The sequence below is a fragment of the Variovorax sp. V116 genome (assembly GCF_041154435.1).
GTDB classification, from domain to species: domain Bacteria; phylum Pseudomonadota; class Gammaproteobacteria; order Burkholderiales; family Burkholderiaceae_C; genus Variovorax; species Variovorax paradoxus.
Genome location: NZ_AP028661.1, coordinates 5,054,396 through 5,072,396, shown reverse-complemented (window position 1 = coordinate 5,072,396; position 18,001 = coordinate 5,054,396). Strand labels below are relative to the sequence as shown.

At 69.2% G+C, this 18,001-nt stretch carries 16 protein-coding genes; 13 read left to right on the top strand and 3 right to left on the bottom strand.

Annotated elements, in window-relative coordinates; genetic code table 11:
• The first annotated feature begins 116 nt into the window (after window positions 1-116).
• The 12 genes from atpD to ACAM58_RS24170 all read left to right on the top strand — a co-directional run bounded on the left by atpD (window position 117) and on the right by ACAM58_RS24170 (window position 15,194).
• Entirely contained in the window at window positions 117-1,517 is a 1,401-nt protein-coding gene (gene atpD, locus ACAM58_RS24225) for a F0F1 ATP synthase subunit beta (RefSeq protein ID WP_015867629.1), read from the top strand.
• 12 nt (window positions 1,518-1,529) lie between these two features.
• Window positions 1,530-1,949, top strand: a complete 420-nt coding sequence (locus ACAM58_RS24220) for a F0F1 ATP synthase subunit epsilon (RefSeq protein WP_015867628.1) — start codon at window positions 1,530-1,532, stop codon at window positions 1,947-1,949.
• Window positions 1,950-2,186: 237 nt separating this feature from the next.
• Window positions 2,187-3,356, top strand: a complete 1,170-nt coding sequence (locus ACAM58_RS24215) for an ROK family protein (RefSeq protein ID WP_028254174.1) — start codon at window positions 2,187-2,189, stop codon at window positions 3,354-3,356.
• Entirely contained in the window at window positions 3,353-4,894 is a 1,542-nt protein-coding gene (locus ACAM58_RS24210; RefSeq protein ID WP_028254173.1) for a sugar ABC transporter ATP-binding protein, read from the top strand. Before ACAM58_RS24215 ends, ACAM58_RS24210 begins: the two co-directional genes overlap by 4 nt.
• Window positions 4,881-5,882: an ABC transporter permease gene (locus ACAM58_RS24205; RefSeq protein ID WP_028254172.1), complete on the top strand. Its 1,002-nt coding sequence runs from the start codon at window positions 4,881-4,883 to the stop codon at window positions 5,880-5,882. The genes ACAM58_RS24210 and ACAM58_RS24205 overlap by 14 nt, the downstream gene beginning before the upstream one ends.
• Before the next feature lie 58 nt (window positions 5,883-5,940).
• Window positions 5,941-6,906 (top strand): substrate-binding domain-containing protein, encoded by a 966-nt coding sequence (locus ACAM58_RS24200; RefSeq protein WP_027730147.1) that lies wholly within the window; start codon window positions 5,941-5,943, stop codon window positions 6,904-6,906.
• Window positions 6,907-7,057: 151 nt separating this feature from the next.
• Window positions 7,058-8,221 carry a Gfo/Idh/MocA family oxidoreductase gene (locus tag ACAM58_RS24195; protein ID WP_028254171.1) on the top strand — a complete coding sequence of 388 codons (1,164 nt, stop codon included), beginning with the start codon at window positions 7,058-7,060 and terminating at the stop codon, window positions 8,219-8,221.
• 49 nt (window positions 8,222-8,270) lie between these two features.
• Window positions 8,271-8,978: a phosphatase PAP2 family protein gene (locus tag ACAM58_RS24190; protein WP_062364261.1), complete on the top strand. Its 708-nt coding sequence runs from the start codon at window positions 8,271-8,273 to the stop codon at window positions 8,976-8,978.
• A 71-nt stretch (window positions 8,979-9,049) separates the two neighbouring features.
• A complete protein-coding gene (locus tag ACAM58_RS24185; protein WP_028254169.1) occupies window positions 9,050-9,574 on the top strand; it encodes a DUF3617 family protein in 525 nt (174 codons plus the stop codon).
• A 72-nt stretch (window positions 9,575-9,646) separates the two neighbouring features.
• Window positions 9,647-10,777 carry a ligase-associated DNA damage response exonuclease gene (locus ACAM58_RS24180; RefSeq protein ID WP_028254168.1) on the top strand — a complete coding sequence of 377 codons (1,131 nt, stop codon included), beginning with the start codon at window positions 9,647-9,649 and terminating at the stop codon, window positions 10,775-10,777.
• Window positions 10,774-12,429, top strand: coding sequence for an ATP-dependent DNA ligase (locus tag ACAM58_RS24175; protein WP_028254167.1), 1,656 nt, complete (start codon window positions 10,774-10,776; stop codon window positions 12,427-12,429). Before ACAM58_RS24180 ends, ACAM58_RS24175 begins: the two co-directional genes overlap by 4 nt.
• On the top strand, window positions 12,426-15,194 hold the full coding sequence (locus ACAM58_RS24170) for a ligase-associated DNA damage response DEXH box helicase (protein ID WP_062364265.1): 2,769 nt from the start codon (window positions 12,426-12,428) through the stop codon (window positions 15,192-15,194). The genes ACAM58_RS24175 and ACAM58_RS24170 overlap by 4 nt, the downstream gene beginning before the upstream one ends.
• A 15-nt stretch (window positions 15,195-15,209) precedes the next feature.
• On the opposite strand, the gene trxC is transcribed toward ACAM58_RS24170, so the two are convergent.
• On the bottom strand, window positions 15,210-15,659 hold the full coding sequence (gene trxC / locus ACAM58_RS24165; protein ID WP_015867617.1) for a thioredoxin TrxC: 450 nt from the start codon (window positions 15,657-15,659) through the stop codon (window positions 15,210-15,212).
• A gap of 76 nt (window positions 15,660-15,735) precedes the next feature.
• Between trxC and pdeM the strand changes: the two genes are divergently transcribed.
• Window positions 15,736-16,419 (top strand): ligase-associated DNA damage response endonuclease PdeM, encoded by a 684-nt coding sequence (gene pdeM / locus ACAM58_RS24160; protein WP_062364267.1) that lies wholly within the window; start codon window positions 15,736-15,738, stop codon window positions 16,417-16,419.
• Window positions 16,420-16,535: 116 nt separating this feature from the next.
• Here pdeM and ACAM58_RS24155 read toward each other — a convergent pair whose 3' ends face one another.
• Complete coding sequence (locus ACAM58_RS24155; RefSeq protein WP_027730128.1) at window positions 16,536-17,060, bottom strand: TPM domain-containing protein; 525 nt, start codon at window positions 17,058-17,060, stop codon at window positions 16,536-16,538.
• A 2-nt stretch (window positions 17,061-17,062) separates the two neighbouring features.
• Window positions 17,063-18,001, bottom strand: a complete 939-nt coding sequence (locus tag ACAM58_RS24150) for a YgcG family protein (protein WP_027730127.1) — start codon at window positions 17,999-18,001, stop codon at window positions 17,063-17,065.

Below are 18,001 nucleotides of genomic sequence, written 5' to 3'. Positions count from 1 at the left end.
TGAAGAAATCAAGGGTGCCGGCCCGTCCGGCATTCTTGCAAAAGCGGCCCGCGATGGCACAAGGACGCTTCTGCAAGAACCTGTCGCAACATTATTGAGATCCAGAAGGAAACGCCATGGCTGAAGGAAAAATTGTCCAATGTATCGGCGCCGTGGTCGACGTGGAGTTCCCGCGTGACCAGATGCCCAAGGTCTATGACGCCTTGAAATTCGAAGGCGGCGGGCTGACCCTCGAAGTCCAGCAGCAGCTCGGCGACGGCGTGGTGCGCACCATTGCGCTCGGCTCGTCCGACGGCCTGCGCCGCGGCCTGATCGTCACCAACACCGGCGCACCCATCACGGTGCCCGTCGGCAAGGCCACGCTCGGCCGCATCATGGACGTGCTCGGCCGTCCGATCGACGAGCGCGGCGACGTGAGCCAGGACCTCACCGCATCGATCCACCGCAAGGCCCCCGCATACGACGAACTGTCGCCTTCGCAGGACCTGCTGGAAACCGGCATCAAGGTGATCGACCTCGTGTGCCCGTTCGCCAAGGGCGGCAAGGTGGGCCTGTTCGGCGGCGCCGGCGTGGGCAAGACCGTGAACATGATGGAACTCATCAACAACATCGCCAAGGCTCACTCGGGCCTGTCGGTGTTCGCCGGTGTGGGTGAACGTACCCGCGAAGGCAACGACTTCTATCACGAGATGGCCGACTCCGGCGTCGTGAACCTCGAGAAGCTCGAGGACTCGAAGGTCGCCATGGTCTACGGCCAGATGAACGAACCCCCGGGCAACCGCCTGCGCGTGGCACTGACCGGCCTGACCATTGCCGAGTCGTTCCGCGACGAAGGCCGCGACGTGCTGTTCTTCGTGGACAACATCTACCGCTACACGCTGGCCGGTACCGAAGTGTCGGCTCTCTTGGGCCGCATGCCTTCCGCCGTGGGCTACCAGCCGACGCTGGCCGAGGAAATGGGCCGCCTGCAGGAGCGGATCACGTCGACCAAGGTCGGCTCGATCACCTCGATCCAGGCCGTGTACGTGCCGGCCGACGACTTGACCGACCCGTCGCCCGCCACCACCTTCGCCCACCTGGACTCCACCGTGGTGCTGTCGCGCGACATCGCTTCGCTCGGTATCTACCCCGCCGTGGACCCGCTCGACTCGACCTCGCGCCAGCTCGACCCGAACGTGGTCGGCGAAGAGCACTACAACGTGGCCCGCGCCGTGCAAGGCACGCTGCAGCGCTACAAGGAACTGCGCGACATCATCGCGATTCTGGGCATGGACGAACTGGCACCGGAAGACAAGCTGGCCGTGGCCCGCGCGCGCAAGATCCAGCGCTTCCTGTCGCAGCCGTTCCACGTGGCCGAAGTGTTCACGGGTTCGCCCGGCAAGTACGTGCCGCTGGCCGAAACCATCCGCGGTTTCAAGATGATCGTGAACGGCGAAGCCGACCACCTGCCCGAACAAGCGTTCTACATGGTGGGCGGCATCGACGAAGCGTTCGAAAAGGCCAAGAAGGTCGCTTAACAAGGAATCACCATGGCAGGCACCATTCATGTGGACGTGGTCAGCGCGGAAGAGTCGATCTTCTCGGGCGAAGCCAAGTTCGTCGCGCTGCCCGGTGAAGCCGGTGAGCTCGGCATCTACCCGCGCCACACGCCGCTGATCACGCGCATCCGCCCCGGCGCCGTGCGCATCGAAACGGCCGACGGCGGCGAGGAGTTCGTCTTCGTGGCCGGCGGCATTCTCGAAGTGCAGCCCAACGCCGTCACCGTGCTGTCCGACACCGCGATCCGCGGCAAGGACCTCGACGACGAGAAGGCCAACCAGGCCAAGGCAGCCGCCGAGGAAGCGCTCAAGAACGCCAAGAGCGACATCGACATCGCCATGGCGCAGTCGGAACTGGCCGTGATGGCTGCGCAGATCGCTGCGCTGCGCAAGTACCGCCAGAAGAAGTAAGCAGGAGCGAAGAAAAGCGCTCCACGAAAAAGCCGCCTCCGGGCGGCTTTTTTGCGTCCGCCGCTCCTGCAAAAAGCCTCACTTTGGTCTGAACATGGTCGAAGTTTGGCCTTGTCCGGCTGAAGCTGCGCCCCTAGTATTCGCCTTCGCCCCGGACTGCGGTTGCTGCAGCCGGCGGCCAAAAGAATATTGGAGACAAAGCGCGTGGCACCCTGGAGTGGCATCACTGCAGACGAGATGCGGTTGCTGGAGACCACCTTCTGGTCGGCCGGCGGCTCGCGCCATGCCATGGCCGAACAGCTCGGCTTCTCCAAGAGCAAGGCCAATGCGCTGATCGCCGGCCTGGTCGAACAGGGCCTCTTGGCCGAAGCGGGCCTGCAGCGCTCGTCGGGCGGGCGCCGCGCCGAGAACCTGCAGCTGCATGCCGGGCTTGGCGTGCTCGTGGGCATCGACATCGGCGCCACCAGCCTCGACGTCGCGGTGCTGCGCTCCGACCTCACGGTGCTCGCGCAGCACGACGAGCCAGCCGATGTGCGCGAAGGCCCGGCCGTGGTGCTGGCGCGGGTGCGTGTGCTGATGCGCGAACTGCTCGCGCGCTGCGGCCACGGCGCGAAGGACGTGCTGGGCATCGGCATCGGCGTGCCCGGCCCCGTCAACTTCGAGATCGGCCAGCTCGTGAATCCGCCGCTGATGCCGGCCTGGGACAGCTTCTCGATCCGCGACTACCTGCGCGAGGATTACGCGGCGCCCGTCTTCGTCGACAACGACGTGAACCTGATGGCCCTCGGCGAGCTCTGGCGGCTGAAGCGTTCGCTCAACAACTTCCTCGTGATCAAGATCGGCACCGGCATCGGCTGCGGCATCGTCTGCCATGGCGAGGTCTATCGCGGTGCGGCCGGTTCGGCCGGCGACGTGGGCCACATCTGCGTGGACCAGGACGGGCCGCGCTGCCATTGCGGCAACGTCGGCTGCGTCGAGGCCATGGCGGCAGGGCCGGCCATCACGCGCATGGCGGTGCAGGCGGCCGAGGCCGGCGAAAGCGCCATGCTGGCCGAGTGCCTGCGCCTGCACGGGCGCATCGATGCCATCGACGTGGGCCAGGCGAGCCGCGCCGGCGATACCGCGGCCAACGGCATCATCCAGCGCGCCGGCAACCTCATCGGCCAGATGCTGGCGTCGGTGGTGAACTTCTTCAATCCCTCGCATGTGTTCATCGGCGGCGGCATCACGCGCATCGGGCCGCTGTTCCTGGCGGCCGTGCGGCAGAGCGTGTACCAGCGCTCGCTCGCGCTCTCCACGCGGCACCTGGAAATCCAGTACACGCCGCTGGGCGTGCAGGGCGGCCTGGTCGGTGCCGGCGTGCTCGCGATGCACGAGACACTGAAGGTCCGCGGAGTGGCGCCATGACAAACGCAGAAGCACAAGGCAAGGGAAGCGTGGCGGTCGAATTCGACGGCGTGGTGAAGGCCTTCGGCCCGGTGCAGGTGCTGCACGGCGTGAGCTTCTCGCTGGCGCCTGGACGCGTGTACGGCCTGCTCGGCGAGAACGGCGCGGGCAAGTCCACGCTGATGAAGATCCTGTCGGGCTACGAGCCGCTCACCGGCGGCACGCTGCGCATCAACGGCCAGCCGCAGCAGTTCACGAGCTCGCGCGACGCCGAGGCGCTGGGCATCGTGCTGATCCACCAGGAGTTCAACCTTGCCGAAGACCTGAGCGTGGCGCAGAACATCTTCCTCGGCCACGAGAAGAAGAAGGGCTGGCTGCTCGATGACGCCGCGATGGAGCGCGACGCCGCCGCTGCACTCGCTGCCGTCGGCCTGCAGGTCGACCCGCGCACCAAGGTGCGAAGGCTCATCGTGGCCGAGAAGCAGCTCGTCGAGATCGCCAAGGCCATTGCACGCCGCGCGCGCCTGCTGGTGATGGACGAGCCGACCGCCACGCTGACCCCGGGCGAAACCGAACGGCTCTTCAAGCTCATCGCGCAACTGCGCGCCGATGGCGTGACCATCGTCTACATCTCGCACAAGCTCGACGAAGTGGAGCAGGTGACCGACGAGGTGATCGTGATGCGCGACGGCCGCTTCGTGGCGCGTGCGCCCACGCCCGAGCTCACGCGCCAGCAGATGGCCAACCTCATGGTGGGCCGCGAGCTGGCCGACCTGTACCCGCCGCGCGACCTGGTGGTGGCCGCCGATGCGCCCGCCATGCGCGTGCGCAGCTTCAGCGTGCCCGGCTGGGCGCAGGACGCGAGCTTCGAGGTGCGCCCCGGCGAGATCCTCGGCTTCGCGGGGCTGGTGGGCGCGGGCCGCACCGAGCTGTTCGAAGGCCTGCTGGGCCTCAGACCCGCGAGCGGCCAGGTCGAGATGCTCGGCAAGCCCGTGCCGCACCACAAGGGCTGGCGCAGCCCGCGCGACGCCGCGAAGCACGGTCTCACCTACCTGAGCGAAGACCGCAAGGGCAAGGGCCTGCACGTGAACTTCGGCCTGCGCCAGAACCTCACGCTGATGGCGCTCGAACGCTATGCGCAGCCCTGGCTGCAGCCCGAGGCCGAACGCGGCGCGCTCGCCGAGGCGGTGAAGGACTACGGCATCCGCACCGGCTCGCTCGACGTGCGCGCCTCGTCGCTCTCGGGCGGCAACCAGCAGAAGCTCGCGCTCGCCAAGGTGCTGCAGCCCAAACCCAAGGTGGTGGTGCTCGACGAGCCCACGCGCGGCGTCGACGTCGGTGCCAAGCGCGACATCTACTTTCTGATCCAGCGACTCGCCCGCGAAGGGCTCGCGGTGATCGTCGTCTCGTCGGAGCTGATGGAACTCATCGGCCTGTGCCACCGCGTCGCGGTGATGCGCGCGGGCCGCCTGGTTGCCATGCTCAACGCCGACCACTTGACTGAAGAGGAGCTCATCGCTCATGCCACCGGAACAGCAGACACCCATGCCGCAGCCTGAAGCCGCGCAACACCGCAGCGAGGGCAAGCCGCGCTGGACCGAGCACCTGCACGGGCTCGGCCCGGTCATCGGCCTGGTGCTGCTGTGCATCGGCGGCACGCTGCTCAACAGCGACTTCGCGACCGTCGACAACGCGACGAACGTGCTCACGCGCACGGCCTTCATCGGCATCATCGCGGTGGGCATGTGCTTCGTGATCATCTCGGGCGGCATCGACCTGTCGGTGGGCTCGATGGCGGCACTCATTGCAGGCAGCGTGATCATGTTCATCAACTGGGCCGGTCCGGCCTCGGGCTCGCCATTGATGGCGGTGGTGCTGGGCGCGGTGCTCGCGGTGGTGCTGGGCGCGCTGTTCGGCCTGGCGCACGGGCTCCTGATCACCAAGGGGCGCATCGAGCCCTTCATCGTCACGCTGGGCACGCTCGGTATCTTCCGCGCCTACCTCACGTACTTTGCCGATGGCGGCGCGCTCACGCTCGACAACGACCTGTCGGACCTCTATGCGCCGGTGTACTACGCAAGCCTGGCGGGCATTCCGGTGCCGGTGTGGGTGTTCGTGATCGTCGCGATCATCGGCGGCGTCATATTGAACCGCACGGCCTACGGGCGCTACGTGCAGGCCATCGGTTCCAACGAACAGGTCGCGCGCTATGCGGCGGTGGACGTGGACCGCGTGAAGATCCTCACCTACGTGCTGCTGGGCGTGTGCGTGGGCATTGCCACGCTGCTGTACGTGCCGCGCCTCGGATCGGCCTCGCCGACCACGGGCCTCTTGTGGGAGCTCGAGGCGATTGCCGCGGTGATCGTCGGCGGCACCGCGCTCAAGGGCGGCGCGGGCAGCATCACGGGCACCGTGGTGGGCGCCATCCTGCTCTCGGTCATCAGCAACATCCTGAACCTCACCAGCATCATCAGCGTGTACCTCAACGCCGCGGTGCAGGGCTTCGTGATCATCATCGTCGCGTTCCTGCAAAGAGGGCGCCGCTAGTGCGCTCGTGTTTCGTTCCTTCTCTTCATCACTCATCAACCACAAGGAGACATCCAGCATGACAAGCTTCTTCACACGTCGCATCGCACTCACGGCCGTGGCGGCCGCGGCGCTCGCGAGCCTGCCCGCATTCGCCGCCGAGAAAGTGAACCTCGGCGTCTCGATTCCGGCGGCCACGCACAGCTTCATGGGCGGCATCAACTACTGGGCCAACCAGGCGAAGAAGGACCTGGAGAAGGAACACAAGGACCTGAAGATCACGATCAAGACCGCGGCCAACGCGCCTGAGCAGGCGAACCAGCTGCAAGACCTGTCGACCGTCACCAAGATCAATGCGCTCGTGGTGTTTCCGTTCGAATCGGCCGCGCTGACCAAGCCGGTGGCGCAGGTCAAGGCCAAGGGCGCCTACGTGACCGTGGTCGACCGCGGCCTCACCGACATCAGCGCGCAGGACGCCTACGTGGCCGGCGACAACACCGCCTTCGGCCGCATTCCGGCCGAGTACATCGCCAAGCAGCTCGGCGGCAAGGGCAACGTGGTGGCGCTGCGCGGCATTGCGACCACGCTGGACAACGAGCGCATGGACGCCTTCAACGCGGTGCTCAAGAACTATCCCGATATCAAGCTGCTCGACGCCAAGTACGCCAACTGGAACCGCGACGACGCCTTCAAGGTCACGCAGGACTACCTCACGCGCTTCAAGAACATCGACGCCATCTGGGCGGCCGACGACGACATGGCCGTGGGCGTGCTCAAGGCCATCGAGCAGGCCAAGCGCGACGACATCAAGATCGTCTTCGGCGGCGCGGGCGCCAAGGGCATGGTCAAGACCATCATGGACGGCAAGGACAAGCGCATCGGCGCCGACGTGAGCTACTCGCCCAAGTTCATCTACGACGCGATCAAGCTCACGGCCGAGGCGCGGCTGAAGGGCGAGAAGCTGCCTGCGACCACGATCATTCCTTCGGTGCTGATCACCAAGGAAAACGCCAAGGACTTCTACCACCCGAACTCGCCGTTCTGAGATTGCCTTGCTCCCTCTCCCCTCGGGGAGAGGGTTGGGGTGAGGGCCAGCGGCGATGGCCGAGGCCATGTGCTCGCAAGCGCCGATGCCCTCACCCTAGCCCTCTCCCGGAGGGAGAGGGGACAGTGACCCAGGACCATCGAGGATATTGATGAGCGATACACCTCCCCGCAAGCTCCGCTGCGCCATGGTCGGCGGCGGCCGCAACGCCTTCATCGGCGCCGTGCACCGCAACGCCATGGCGCTCGACGGGCAGATCGAGCTCGTGGCCGGCGCGCTGTCGTCGAGTCCGGACAAGGCGCGCGCCTCGGGCCGCGACCTGCACCTGGCCGATGGCCGCAACCACGGCGACTGGCAGTCGCTCTTGGCCGATGAGCTCAAGCGCCCGCCGCAAGAGCGCATCGACTTCGTCTCGATCGTCACGCCCAACCACGTGCACTTTCCGGTCGCGCAGGCCTTCGTCGAAGCCGGCTTCCACGTGGTGTGCGACAAGCCGCTGGTGCACACGCGCGCGCAGGCCGACGCGCTGGTCGCGGCCGTGAAGAAGCAGGGCACGCTGTTCGGCGTGACCTACAACTACACCGGCTATCCGATGGTGCGGCAGGCGCGCGAGATGGTCCGCTCGGGCCGGCTCGGCGAACTGCGCAAGGTGGTGGTCGAATACAACCAGGGCTGGCTCGCGAGCCAGCTCGAAGGCGCCGGCAACAAGCAGGCCGACTGGCGCACCGACCCCGCGCGGAGCGGCGCGGCCGGCGCCATCGGCGACATCGGCTCGCACGCAGAGAACCTGGTCGCGAGCGTCACCGGTCTGGAGATCGAGAGCCTGTGCGCCGACCTGAGCGCGCTGGTGCCGGGCCGCATGCTCGACGACGACGGCAGCCTGCTGCTGCGCTTCAAGGGCGGCGCGCGCGGCGTGCTGATTGCCTCGCAGATCAACACCGGCCTGGAGAACGACCTGCGGCTGCGCGTGTCGGGCACGCTCGGCACGCTCGAATGGCGGCAGGAGCAGCCGAGCCAGCTGGTGCACCTGCCGCACGACGGCCCGAAGCAGATCTTCACGCGCGGCTCGCCCTGGCTGTGCGAGGCGGCGCAGCGCGCCAGCCGCCTGCCTGCCGGCCATCCCGAAGGCTTCATCGAGGCCTTTGCCAACATCTACGCCGGCGTGGTGGCGGACATCCGCGCACGGAACGCAGGCCAGCCGGCCGATCCCATTGCGGCCGACTACCCGCGCGTGGAAGACGGCGCGCGCGGCGTGCGCTTCATCGAGCGCACGGTGGCCTCGGCCCAAAGCGAATCAAAATGGACGCCCTGGTAGGGCCGCGGGCTCGCTTGCGCGAGTCCCGGGCGCACCGCATCGGGCGTTCATGACACCTTCTTCTTCCGAGCATCCGCCGCCTTCGAACCCGCAGCCCTGGCTTCGCGCCCTGGGCTGGCGGTGCCGTGCGCTCTGGCCGCTGAAGCTGGTCGGCAACACGGTCGCGACCGCGGGGTTCTTCCCGCTGTATTTCTGGATCATGAAGAACGCCGGCCCGCCCTGGACGCTGCCGCTCACCGCGTTCGACCGGCTGATCGCCTTCTGGCCGGCGCTGCTGCCGGTCTATCTTTCGCTGTGGCTCTACATCGCGCTGCCGGTGTTCCTGGCCAAGGACAGGCGGGAGCTCTGGAGCTTTGCGCTGGGCTGCGCCTTCATGACCGGCATCGCGCTGGTGGTGTTCTGGTTCGTGCCGACCGCCATCCCGAACTTCAGCATCGACACCCGCCCGGGCACCTCGCTGCATTTGCTGAAAACCGTCGATGCGGCCGGCAACGCGTTTCCGTCGCTGCATGTGTCGTTCTCCGTGTTCGCCTGCGTGGTGCTCGCGCGGCAGCTGCGCGAGGTGGCGGCGCCCGCGTGGGCTCGCGCGCTCAACATTGCCTGGGCCGTGGCCATCGTCTATTCGACGATGGCGGTGCGCCAGCACGTGCTGGTCGACGTGCTCGGCGGGCTGGCGCTGGGCATCGGCTTCGGGCTGGCCTCGCGTCCCCGCAAGGCCGTGGCGGCGCCAGCGGCCGTGCAGGCACGGCCGGCGTAGGCCGATTGCGCTATTCCACCGGCGCCGCGCGCGCTGTAGAACCCGGGCATCGTCTCGACCGGGAGCCCGCCATGAAGATCCGCCCATCCGCCATTGCCCTCTTCACGCTGGCCTGCAGCACGGCCTTGCCCGCGCTGGCCATCGACTATCCCGCGCGCAAGCCCGGCCTGTGGGAAATACAGACCGGCGACGGCACCGGCGCCAAGGGCGCGAGCCAGACCGTCCAGCAGTGCATCGACGCGGCCACCGACAAGGCCTTGCGCGACATGGGGCAGGGCATGGGCAAGGACAGCTGCTCGAAGCAGGAGCTGCGCAACGAAGGCGGCAAGCTGGTGGTCGATTCGGTCTGCAAGGTCGGCCCCACCACCGCCACCACGCACGCGGTGATGAGCGGCGACTTCAGCTCGGCCTACCGCATGGAAAGCAAGTCGAGCTACAGCCCGCCGCTGATGGGGCGCGCCGAAGGCTCGGCCGTCATGGAAGCCCGTTGGATCGGCCCCTGCAAGGCGGACCAGAAGCCCGGCGACATGGTGATGTCCAACGGCATGAAGATGAACGTGCTCGAGATGATGGGCGGACACAAGAAGCAGAAGTAGGCGCCGGCCCACAGCGCTTCGCGGCCCGTGTTCGGCGCCGCAGCGGCCCGCCAGCGCCTACCATGGCGGGCCATGGCCGCGAAGGAAGAAGACCATCTCGTCGTTGCTCGCCCCGAGGGGCTCTACTGCCCGCCGGGCGATTTCTACATCGACCCCTGGCGGCCGGTGGCGCGCGCCGTCATCACTCACGCGCATTCCGACCACGCGCGCGTCGGCCACGGCCACTACCTCGCGCACACCGACAGCGCCGGCACGCTGCGCACCCGCCTGGGCGGCGACATCGCGCTGCAGACGCTGCCGTATGGCGAGGCGATCGCGCACCACGGCGTGCGCATCTCGCTGCATCCGGCCGGCCACGTGCTGGGCTCGGCGCAGGTGCGGCTCGAACACGGCGGCCGCGTGTGGGTGGCCTCGGGCGACTACAAGACCGAGCCCGACGGCACCTGCGCGCCCTTCGAGCCCGTGCCCTGCGACACCTTCATCACCGAGTCGACCTTCGGCCTGCCGATCTACCGCTGGCCCACGCAGGCCGTGCTGTTCGCCGAGATCGACGCCTGGTGGCGCGCCAACGCCGAGGCCGGCCGCGCGTCGGTGCTGTTCTGCTATGCCTTCGGCAAGGCGCAGCGCATCCTGCATGGCGTGGACGCTTCCATCGGGCCGATCGTGGTGCACGGCGCCGTGGAGCCGCTCAATGCCGTGTACCGCGCCGCGAGCGTGGCCTTGCCCCAGACGCTGCGCGTGACCGATGCGGGCGTCGATGCCGCGCTGCTCAAGCGCGCGCTGGTGCTGGCGCCGCCCTCGGCCCAGGGAACGCCGTGGATGCGCCGCTTCGGCCACCATGCCGACGCCTTCGCGAGCGGCTGGATGCAACTGCGCGGCACGCGCCGCCGGCGCGGCGTGGACCGCGGCTTCGTGATGTCGGACCACGCCGACTGGCCCGGCCTGCAGCAGGCCATCGCGGGCACAGGGGCCGAGCGGGTGTTCGTCACCCACGGCAGCGTGGCGGTGATGGTGCGCTGGCTCAGCGAGAACGGGTTGGAGGCGCAGGGCTTCAGGACCGAGTACGGCGACGAGGACGACGAGCAGCAAACTCCCTCCCCTTCCGGGGGAGGGCCGGGATGGGGGCCAACGGCGCCCGATGCGGACGCTGCTGGCCCCCATCCCGACCTTCCCCCGGAAGGGGAAGGAGCAACAGGGCCATGAAGGACTTCGCCGCGCTCTACCGCGAGCTCGACGCCAGCACTTCGAGCCTTGCCAAGCAGTCCGCACTGCAGCGCTACCTGCGCGAGGCCGATCCGGCCGATGCCGCCTGGGCCGTGTACTTCCTGGCCGGCGGCAAGCCGCGCCAGCTGGTGCCCACCAAGCTGCTGCGGCTGCTCGCGCAGGAGGCCGCGGGCCTGCCCGAATGGCTGTTCGACGAGAGCTACGAGGCGGTCGGCGACCTGGCCGAGACCATCGCGCTGCTGCTGCCGCCGCCCACCGAGGCGCACGACCTCGGCCTGGCGCGCTGGGTCGAGGAGCACCTGCTGCCGCTGCGCGAAGCCGGCAAGGCGGCGCCCGACGAACTGCCCGCGCGGCTGCGCGCGCAGTGGCGCCAGCTCGCGGCCGAAGAGCGGCTGGTGTACTTCAAGCTCATCACCGGCGCCTTCCGCGTGGGCGTGTCGAAGCTGCTGGTCACGCAGGCGCTCGCGGGCGTGGGCGGCATCGATCCCAAGCGCGTGGCGCAGCGCCTCATGGGCTACACCCACATCGGCGGCCGGCCGCGGGCGGAAGACTACCGCGCGCTGATCGCGCCGGAGTCGGGCGCGGAGCAGGTGCAGAAGACCAGCGGGCAGCCCTACCCGTTCTTTCTTGCGCATGCCTTCAACCTGCCGCTCGAGCAGTTCGATGCCGCGCTCGGCCCGCCGGCCGGCTGGATCGTCGAATGGAAGTGGGACGGCATCCGCGCGCAGCTGGTCAAGCGCGCGGGCGCCAGCTGGCTGTGGTCGCGCGGCGAGGAACTGGTGACCGAGCGCTTTCCCGAGCTGGCCGTGCTGGGCGATGCGCTGCCCGACGGCACGGTGCTCGACGGCGAGATTGCCGTCTGGCGCGACGACCGCGTGCAGCCCTTCGCGGAACTGCAGAAGCGCATCGGCCGCAAGACGCTGGGCGCGAAGCTGCTGCGCGAGATCCCGGTGGTACTGCTGGCCTACGACATCCTCGAATGGGAAGGACGCGAACTGCGCGCGCTGCCGCAATCGGAGCGCCGGCTGCTGCTCGACGAACTGGTCACGCGCATGCAGCACCCGTCGCTGCTACCGAGCCCGATGCTCACCGGCATCGCGTGGAGCGACTTCGCACGCCAGCGCGAAGCCGCGCGCAGCCTGGGCGTGGAGGGCATGATGCTCAAGCGCCGCGACGCGCAGTACGGCGTGGGCCGCACCAAGGACGTGGGCGTGTGGTGGAAGTGGAAGATCGATCCGCTCAGCATCGACGCCGTGCTCGTCTACGCGCAGCGCGGCCACGGCCGGCGCGCGAGCCTCTACAGCGACTACACCTTCGCCGTCTGGGACGGCCCGCCCGAACAGGAGGACCGCAAGCTCGTGCCCTTTGCCAAGGCCTATTCGGGCCTGACCGACGCCGAGATGGCGCGCGTGGACGCGATCATCCGCAAGACCACGGTCGAGAGCTTCGGCCCGGTGAAGAGCGTCGCGCCCACGCTGGTGTTCGAGCTCGGCTTCGAAGGCATTGCGCGCAGCACGCGCCACAAGAGCGGCATCGCGGTGCGCTTTCCGCGCATGCTGCGCTGGCGCGAGGACAAGCCGGTGGCGGAAGCCGATACCCTGCAGACGCTCGCTGCATTGCTGCCGTCATGACCGCGCCCGTGGACCCTGAATTTCTCCCTCCCCTTCCGGGGGAGGGCCGGGGTGGGGGCAAGCGGCGCATCAAGGATCCACCGCCTGCTGTCGAAGGCCGCGAGCCCCCATCCCCGCCTTCCCCCGGAAGGGGAAGGGGCAAGGCAGCGGCAGTCAAGGCTGCGCTCGACGCCTGGTTTGCCGCGCGCGGCTGGAAGCCCTTCAAGTTCCAGCGCGACGTATGGAAGGCCGTGGCCGCGGGCCGCTCCGGGCTGCTGCACGCGACCACCGGCGCGGGCAAGACCTACGCGGTGTGGCTCGGCGCACTGCAGGCGTTTTCGTCCGCGGCGCCGCCGCCCTCGCGCAGCGCAAAGGCCACGCCGCCGCCGCTCACCGTGTTGTGGATCACGCCCATGCGCGCGCTCGCGGCCGACACGCTGCGTGCGCTGCAGCAACCGCTCGAAGCCATGGATGCCCAGGGCATCGACGTGCACCGCTGGAGCGCCGGCGCGCGCAGCGGCGACACCTCGTCGGCCGAGCGCAGCGCGCAGAACGAGCGCCTGCCCACGGTGCTCGTCACCACGCCCGAGAGCCTGTCGCTGCTGCTCGCGCGCGCCGACGCGAGCGAGGTGCTGGGCCGCGTGAGAATGGTGGTGGTCGATGAATGGCACGAGCTGCTCGGCAACAAGCGCGGCGTGCAGGTGCAGCTGGCGCTCGCGCGGCTCAGGCGCTGGAATGCGGGGCTCGCGGTGTGGGGCATGTCGGCCACGCTCGGCAACCTGCAGGAGGCCATGCACGCCTTGCTCGGTGAACAAGAAGGCGTGCTGGTGCAGGGCGCGGTGCCCAAGAAGCTGGTGGTCGATTCGCTGCTGCCCGGCCGCGCCGAGCGCTTTCCGTGGGGCGGGCACCTGGGCCTCACGATGCTGCCGCAGGTGCTCGACGAGATTGCCGCCAGCAGCACCACGCTGGTGTTCACCAACACGCGCTCGCAATCGGAGATCTGGTACCAGGCCATGCTCGAGGCGCGGCCCGAATGGGCCGGCCTCATCGCGCTGCACCACGGCTCGCTCGACCGCGCGGTGCGCGAGTGGGTCGAGCTGGGCCTCAAGAACGGCGAGCTCAAGGCCGTGGTCTGCACCTCGAGCCTGGACCTGGGCGTGGACTTCCTGCCGGTCGAGCGCGTGCTGCAGATCGGTTCGCCCAAGGGCGTGGCGCGGCTGCTGCAGCGCGCGGGGCGCTCGGGCCATGCACCGGGCCGGCCCTCGCGCATCACGCTCGTGCCCACGCACAGCATCGAGATGGTCGAAGGCGCCGCGGCGCGCGCGGCCATTGCGGCCGGCCACATCGAGGCGCGCCACACGCCGGTGCAGCCGCTCGACGTGCTGGTGCAGCACCTGGTGACGGTGGCGCTCGGCGGCGGCTTCGTGCCTGACGACCTGTATGCCGAAGTGCGCGGCACCGCCGCCTATGCCCAGCTCTCGCGCGAGAGCTGGGCGTGGTGCCTGTCCTTCGTGTCGCAGGGCGGGCCATCGCTGGCCGCGTATCCCGACTACCGCCGCGCGGTGCCTGATGCGGAGGGCGTCTGGCGCGTACCGGATGCGCGGCTCGCGCGGCGCCACCGCATGAACATCGGCACCATCGTGAGCGATGCGAGCATGGCGGTGCAGTACATGGGCGGCGCCAGGATCGGCAGCGTCGAGGAAGGCTTTGTCGCGCGCATGAAGCCCGGCGACTGCTTTCTGTTCGGCGGCCGGCTGCTCGAGCTCGTGCGCATCCACGACATGACGGCCTGGGTGCGGCGCGCCACTGGCAAGCGCGCCGCGGTGCCGCGCTGGAACGGCGGGCGCATGCCGCTGTCGACCACGCTGGCCGATGCGGTGGTGCAGCAGCTCGCGCTGGCCGGCGCGGGGCGCTACAACTCGCCCGAGCTGCAGTGCGTGCGGCCGCTGCTCGAGATCCAGCAGCAATGGTCGGCGCTGCCCACGCCAGAGACGCTGCTGGCCGAAACGCTCGCCACGCGCGAAGGCTCGCACCTGTTCCTCTATCCCTTCGCGGGACGCCACGTGCACATGGGGCTTGCGAGCCTCCTGGCCTGGCGCGTGGCGCAGCACGAGGCGCGCACTTTCTCCATTGCGGTGAACGACTACGGCTTCGAGCTGCTGAGCGCCACGCCGGTCGACTGGCCCGCGCTGCTGCCCCAGGTGCTGCGCCTGCCGCAGGGCGAGGATGCGCATGCCACGCTGCTGCACGAGGTGCTGGCCTCGCTCAACGCGGGCGAACTCGCGCAGCGCCGCTTCCGCGAGATTGCCCGCGTTTCGGGGCTGATCTTCCAGGGCTATCCGGGCGAGAAGCGCAGCAGCCGGCAGCTGCAGGCCTCGTCCTCGCTGTTCTGGGAGGTGTTCCGCAAGTACGACCCGGCGAACAAGCTGCTGCTGCAGGCCGAGCAGGAACTGCTTGCGCAGGAGCTCGAAATCGGGCGACTGGCGGCCAGCCTCGCACGCATGGCGACCCAGCAGCTGGTGCTGAAGCCGCTCGAGCGGCCCACGCCTTTTTCGTTTCCGCTCATGGTCGAGCTGTTCCGCGAGAAGCTGTCGAACGAGAACGTGGCCGACCGCATTGCGCGCATGGTCGAGCAGCTCGAAAAGGCCGCGGGCGGCGTGGTCACGGCCGGCGGCGTGGAACGCGTGAAGAGCACGCTCGCGTTCGGCCAGGAAGGGCCGGGCAAGCCGCCGGCTGCGCCGCGCCGCGAGCGCAGGCGGCCCTCACGGCCCTTGCCGCCGCTCTGAGCCGCCCGGTTCAGCTCAACCCGCGCCGTGCGCCTTGACCCAGCGCACGATGTCCGCCGCGCCCATGGCGCCGGCCTGGCGCGCCACTTCGCGGCCGCCGCGGAACAGCGCCAGCGTCGGGATGCTGCGGATGTTGAAGCGCGCGCCCAGTGCCGGCACGGCCTCCGTGTCGACCTTGGCGAGCCGCACCTGCGGTTCGAGCTGGGCCGCGGCCTGTTCGTAGCCCGGCGCCATCTGGCGGCAGGGGCCGCACCAGGGCGCCCAGAAGTCCACCAGCACCGGGATTTCATTGCGTGCGATGTGGCGGTCGAAGGTCTTTTCGTCCGGCAGCGCGGTGGAGTGGCCGGTGAACAGCGCGCGGTGGCAGTTGCCGCAGTCGGGCGCGCTGCCCAGCTGCGCCGCGCGCACGCGGTTGGTGGTGTGGCAGTGCGGGCAGACGATGTGCAGCGAAGGCGTGTCGGTCATTCTGAAGAACTGGGGCTCGCGGGGTGAATTGCAAGAAGGCCGCCGGCCTGCGCGTCTTTTGCGACACTCGTGGCCCGTGACCGCTTCGAATCTCCCAGCATCGGCGCTCCCGGTCCAGTGGGCCGGCGAACTGTTGCACCTGTTGCCCGAGCACGCCATCTGGTGGCCCGATGGCCGCGTGCTGTTCATTGCCGACCTGCACATCGGCAAGGCCGCGACCTACCGCGCGCTCGGCCAGCCGGTGCCGGGCGGCACCACGCAGGAGAACCTGGCGCGGCTCGACGCGCTCATTGCGGCCCATGCGCCGCAGCGCATCGTGTTCCTTGGCGATTTCCTGCATGCGGCGCAGGCGCGCACGCCTCAGGTGCTGGCGGCGCTGGCCGCCTGGCGCGCGGCGCATGCGTCCATCGGCATGACGCTGGTGCGGGGCAACCACGACAGCCGCGCGGGCGATCCGCCCGCCGAGCTCGGCATCGAGGTGGTCGACGAGCCTTATCTGCTCGGCCCTTTTGCCTGCTGCCACCATCCGCAGGCGCATGCCACGCACTTCGTGCTCGCGGGGCACCTGCATCCCGTCTGCCGGCTCTACGGGCCGGGGCGCGACAGCGTGCGGCTGCCGTGCTTCGCGAGCGATGCGCAGCAGGCCGTGCTGCCGGCTTTCGGCGAGTTCACGGGCGGCTGGTTGATGGAGCGCGCGCCGGGGCGGCGCTTCTATGCGGTGGGCGGAAAAAGCGTGTGGGCGCTGCCGCCATCGGAGTAAGGGGTTGAGCTCCTTCCCCTCCCGGGGGATGGTTGGGATGGGGGCTGCCAGAGCGTGCCCCATGCCACCGCCGCTCGCCCCCACCCCGGCCCTCCCCCGGGAGGGGAGGGAGAAATTCAAAGGACGACGGGCTGGTCGGGCAGCTCGTTGGTGTCGGGCTCGTTCTCGGCCAGCGGAAAGTGCGCCACCAGCAAGGCCGACATTTCTTCCAGCGCCTGCGTGAGCCCGTCCTCGAAGCGGCCCTCGCGGAAGGCCGCGCCCATGCGCTGCGCCATCGCGGCCCATTCGGCATCGTCGACGTGCGCATCGATGCCGCGGTCGGCCACGATCTCGATCGCATGCTCGGCCAGCAGCAGGTAGATGAGCACGCCGTTGTTGTGCGCGGTGTCCCACACGCGCAGCTTGCCGAACAGCGTGACGGCACGCTCGCGCGCCGAGGCATGGCGCCGCAGGTAGGACCAGGGCAGGCCCGCTTCCACGCAGATGCGGATCTCGCCGCTGTGGCGGCGCTCGCTCGCGGCCACGCGCGCCGCCAGGCGCTCCATGGCGGCATCGGGCAGCACGCGCCGCACATCGGCCTCGTCCATCCACTGGTGGCGCCAGATGCGGGCGAGCTTCGAGAAAAGCGTTGCCGTTGCCATGCCTACCAGTCCCCCGAGGCGCCGCCGCCCCCGAAATCGCCGCCGCCGCCGGAGCTGAAATCACCGCTTCCGCCTCCGCTGCTGCCACCGCTGCTCCAGCCGCCGCCACTACCGCCGCCGCCCCAGCCGCCGAATCCGCCACCACCGCGCCGCGCCGGGCTCGTCGCCGCCACGGCCGAGAACAGCGACACCATGAGCGCCGCCAGGCCCGCCAGCACCGCGATGACGATGCTGGTCGTGATGAGGAAGGCAATCACGCCGATGCCGCCGCCCATGACCACCGAGCCCAGCTTCTTGCCGGCGATCGAGCGCACGATCGGCGCCGCGACAAAGACGCCGACGAACAGGAAGATCGCGAGGTTCTCCCAGTCGATGCCTTCGCCGGAATCCTTGCTGCTGTTGCCGCCGCTGCTGGAAGGCGCGGGCAGCGCCTCGCCGTCGACCAGCCCGATGAGCCGGGCCACGGCCGCGTTCAGCCCGCCCGCGAAGTCGTTGTTGCGAAAGCGCGGCTTCATCTCCTCGTCGATGATGCGGATGGCCGCGAGGTCGGGCACCGCGCCCTCGAGCGCCTTGGCCACTTCGATGCGCATCTTGCGGTCGTTCTTGGCCACGATCACCAGGATGCCGTCGCCGACCTCCTTGCGCCCGATCTTCCAGGCATTGCCCACGCGGTTGGCGTAGCTCGCGATGTCTTCGGGCGCGGTGGTGGGCACCATCAGCACCACCATCTGCGAGCCCTTGCGCTGCTCGAACGCGGCCAGCTTGGCTTCGAGATCGGCGCGCTCGGATTCGGCCAGCGTCTGGGTCTGGTCGATCACCCGCGCCGTGAGCGCGGGCACCGGCAGCAGGCCCTGCGCCCATGCCGCTCCCGCAAGGCCGGCCCATGCAGCCGCGGCCAGCAGGACGGTGGCCAGCACACGGCGGAAGAGGGCAAGGGCCAT

What these genes read in the sequence shown, in the direction of transcription:
- ACAM58_RS24180 (WP_028254168.1), top strand. Translation starts at nt 9,647, where the DNA reads ATGGCCGCGAAGGAAGAAGACCATCTCGTCGTTGCTCGCCCCGAGGGG.
- ACAM58_RS24200 (WP_027730147.1), top strand. Translation starts at nt 5,941, where the DNA reads ATGACAAGCTTCTTCACACGTCGCATCGCACTCACGGCCGTGGCGGCC.
- trxC (WP_015867617.1), bottom strand. Translation starts at nt 15,659, where the DNA reads ATGACCGACACGCCTTCGCTGCACATCGTCTGCCCGCACTGCCACACC.
- ACAM58_RS24175 (WP_028254167.1), top strand. Translation starts at nt 10,774, where the DNA reads ATGAAGGACTTCGCCGCGCTCTACCGCGAGCTCGACGCCAGCACTTCG.
- ACAM58_RS24190 (WP_062364261.1), top strand. Translation starts at nt 8,271, where the DNA reads ATGACACCTTCTTCTTCCGAGCATCCGCCGCCTTCGAACCCGCAGCCC.
- ACAM58_RS24220 (WP_015867628.1), top strand. Translation starts at nt 1,530, where the DNA reads ATGGCAGGCACCATTCATGTGGACGTGGTCAGCGCGGAAGAGTCGATC.
- ACAM58_RS24210 (WP_028254173.1), top strand. Translation starts at nt 3,353, where the DNA reads ATGACAAACGCAGAAGCACAAGGCAAGGGAAGCGTGGCGGTCGAATTC.
- ACAM58_RS24155 (WP_027730128.1), bottom strand. Translation starts at nt 17,060, where the DNA reads ATGGCAACGGCAACGCTTTTCTCGAAGCTCGCCCGCATCTGGCGCCAC.
- ACAM58_RS24215 (WP_028254174.1), top strand. Translation starts at nt 2,187, where the DNA reads ATGCGGTTGCTGGAGACCACCTTCTGGTCGGCCGGCGGCTCGCGCCAT.
- ACAM58_RS24150 (WP_027730127.1), bottom strand. Translation starts at nt 18,001, where the DNA reads ATGGCCCTTGCCCTCTTCCGCCGTGTGCTGGCCACCGTCCTGCTGGCC.
- ACAM58_RS24205 (WP_028254172.1), top strand. Translation starts at nt 4,881, where the DNA reads ATGCCGCAGCCTGAAGCCGCGCAACACCGCAGCGAGGGCAAGCCGCGC.
- atpD (WP_015867629.1), top strand. Translation starts at nt 117, where the DNA reads ATGGCTGAAGGAAAAATTGTCCAATGTATCGGCGCCGTGGTCGACGTG.
- ACAM58_RS24170 (WP_062364265.1), top strand. Translation starts at nt 12,426, where the DNA reads ATGACCGCGCCCGTGGACCCTGAATTTCTCCCTCCCCTTCCGGGGGAG.
- ACAM58_RS24195 (WP_028254171.1), top strand. Translation starts at nt 7,058, where the DNA reads ATGAGCGATACACCTCCCCGCAAGCTCCGCTGCGCCATGGTCGGCGGC.
- ACAM58_RS24185 (WP_028254169.1), top strand. Translation starts at nt 9,050, where the DNA reads ATGAAGATCCGCCCATCCGCCATTGCCCTCTTCACGCTGGCCTGCAGC.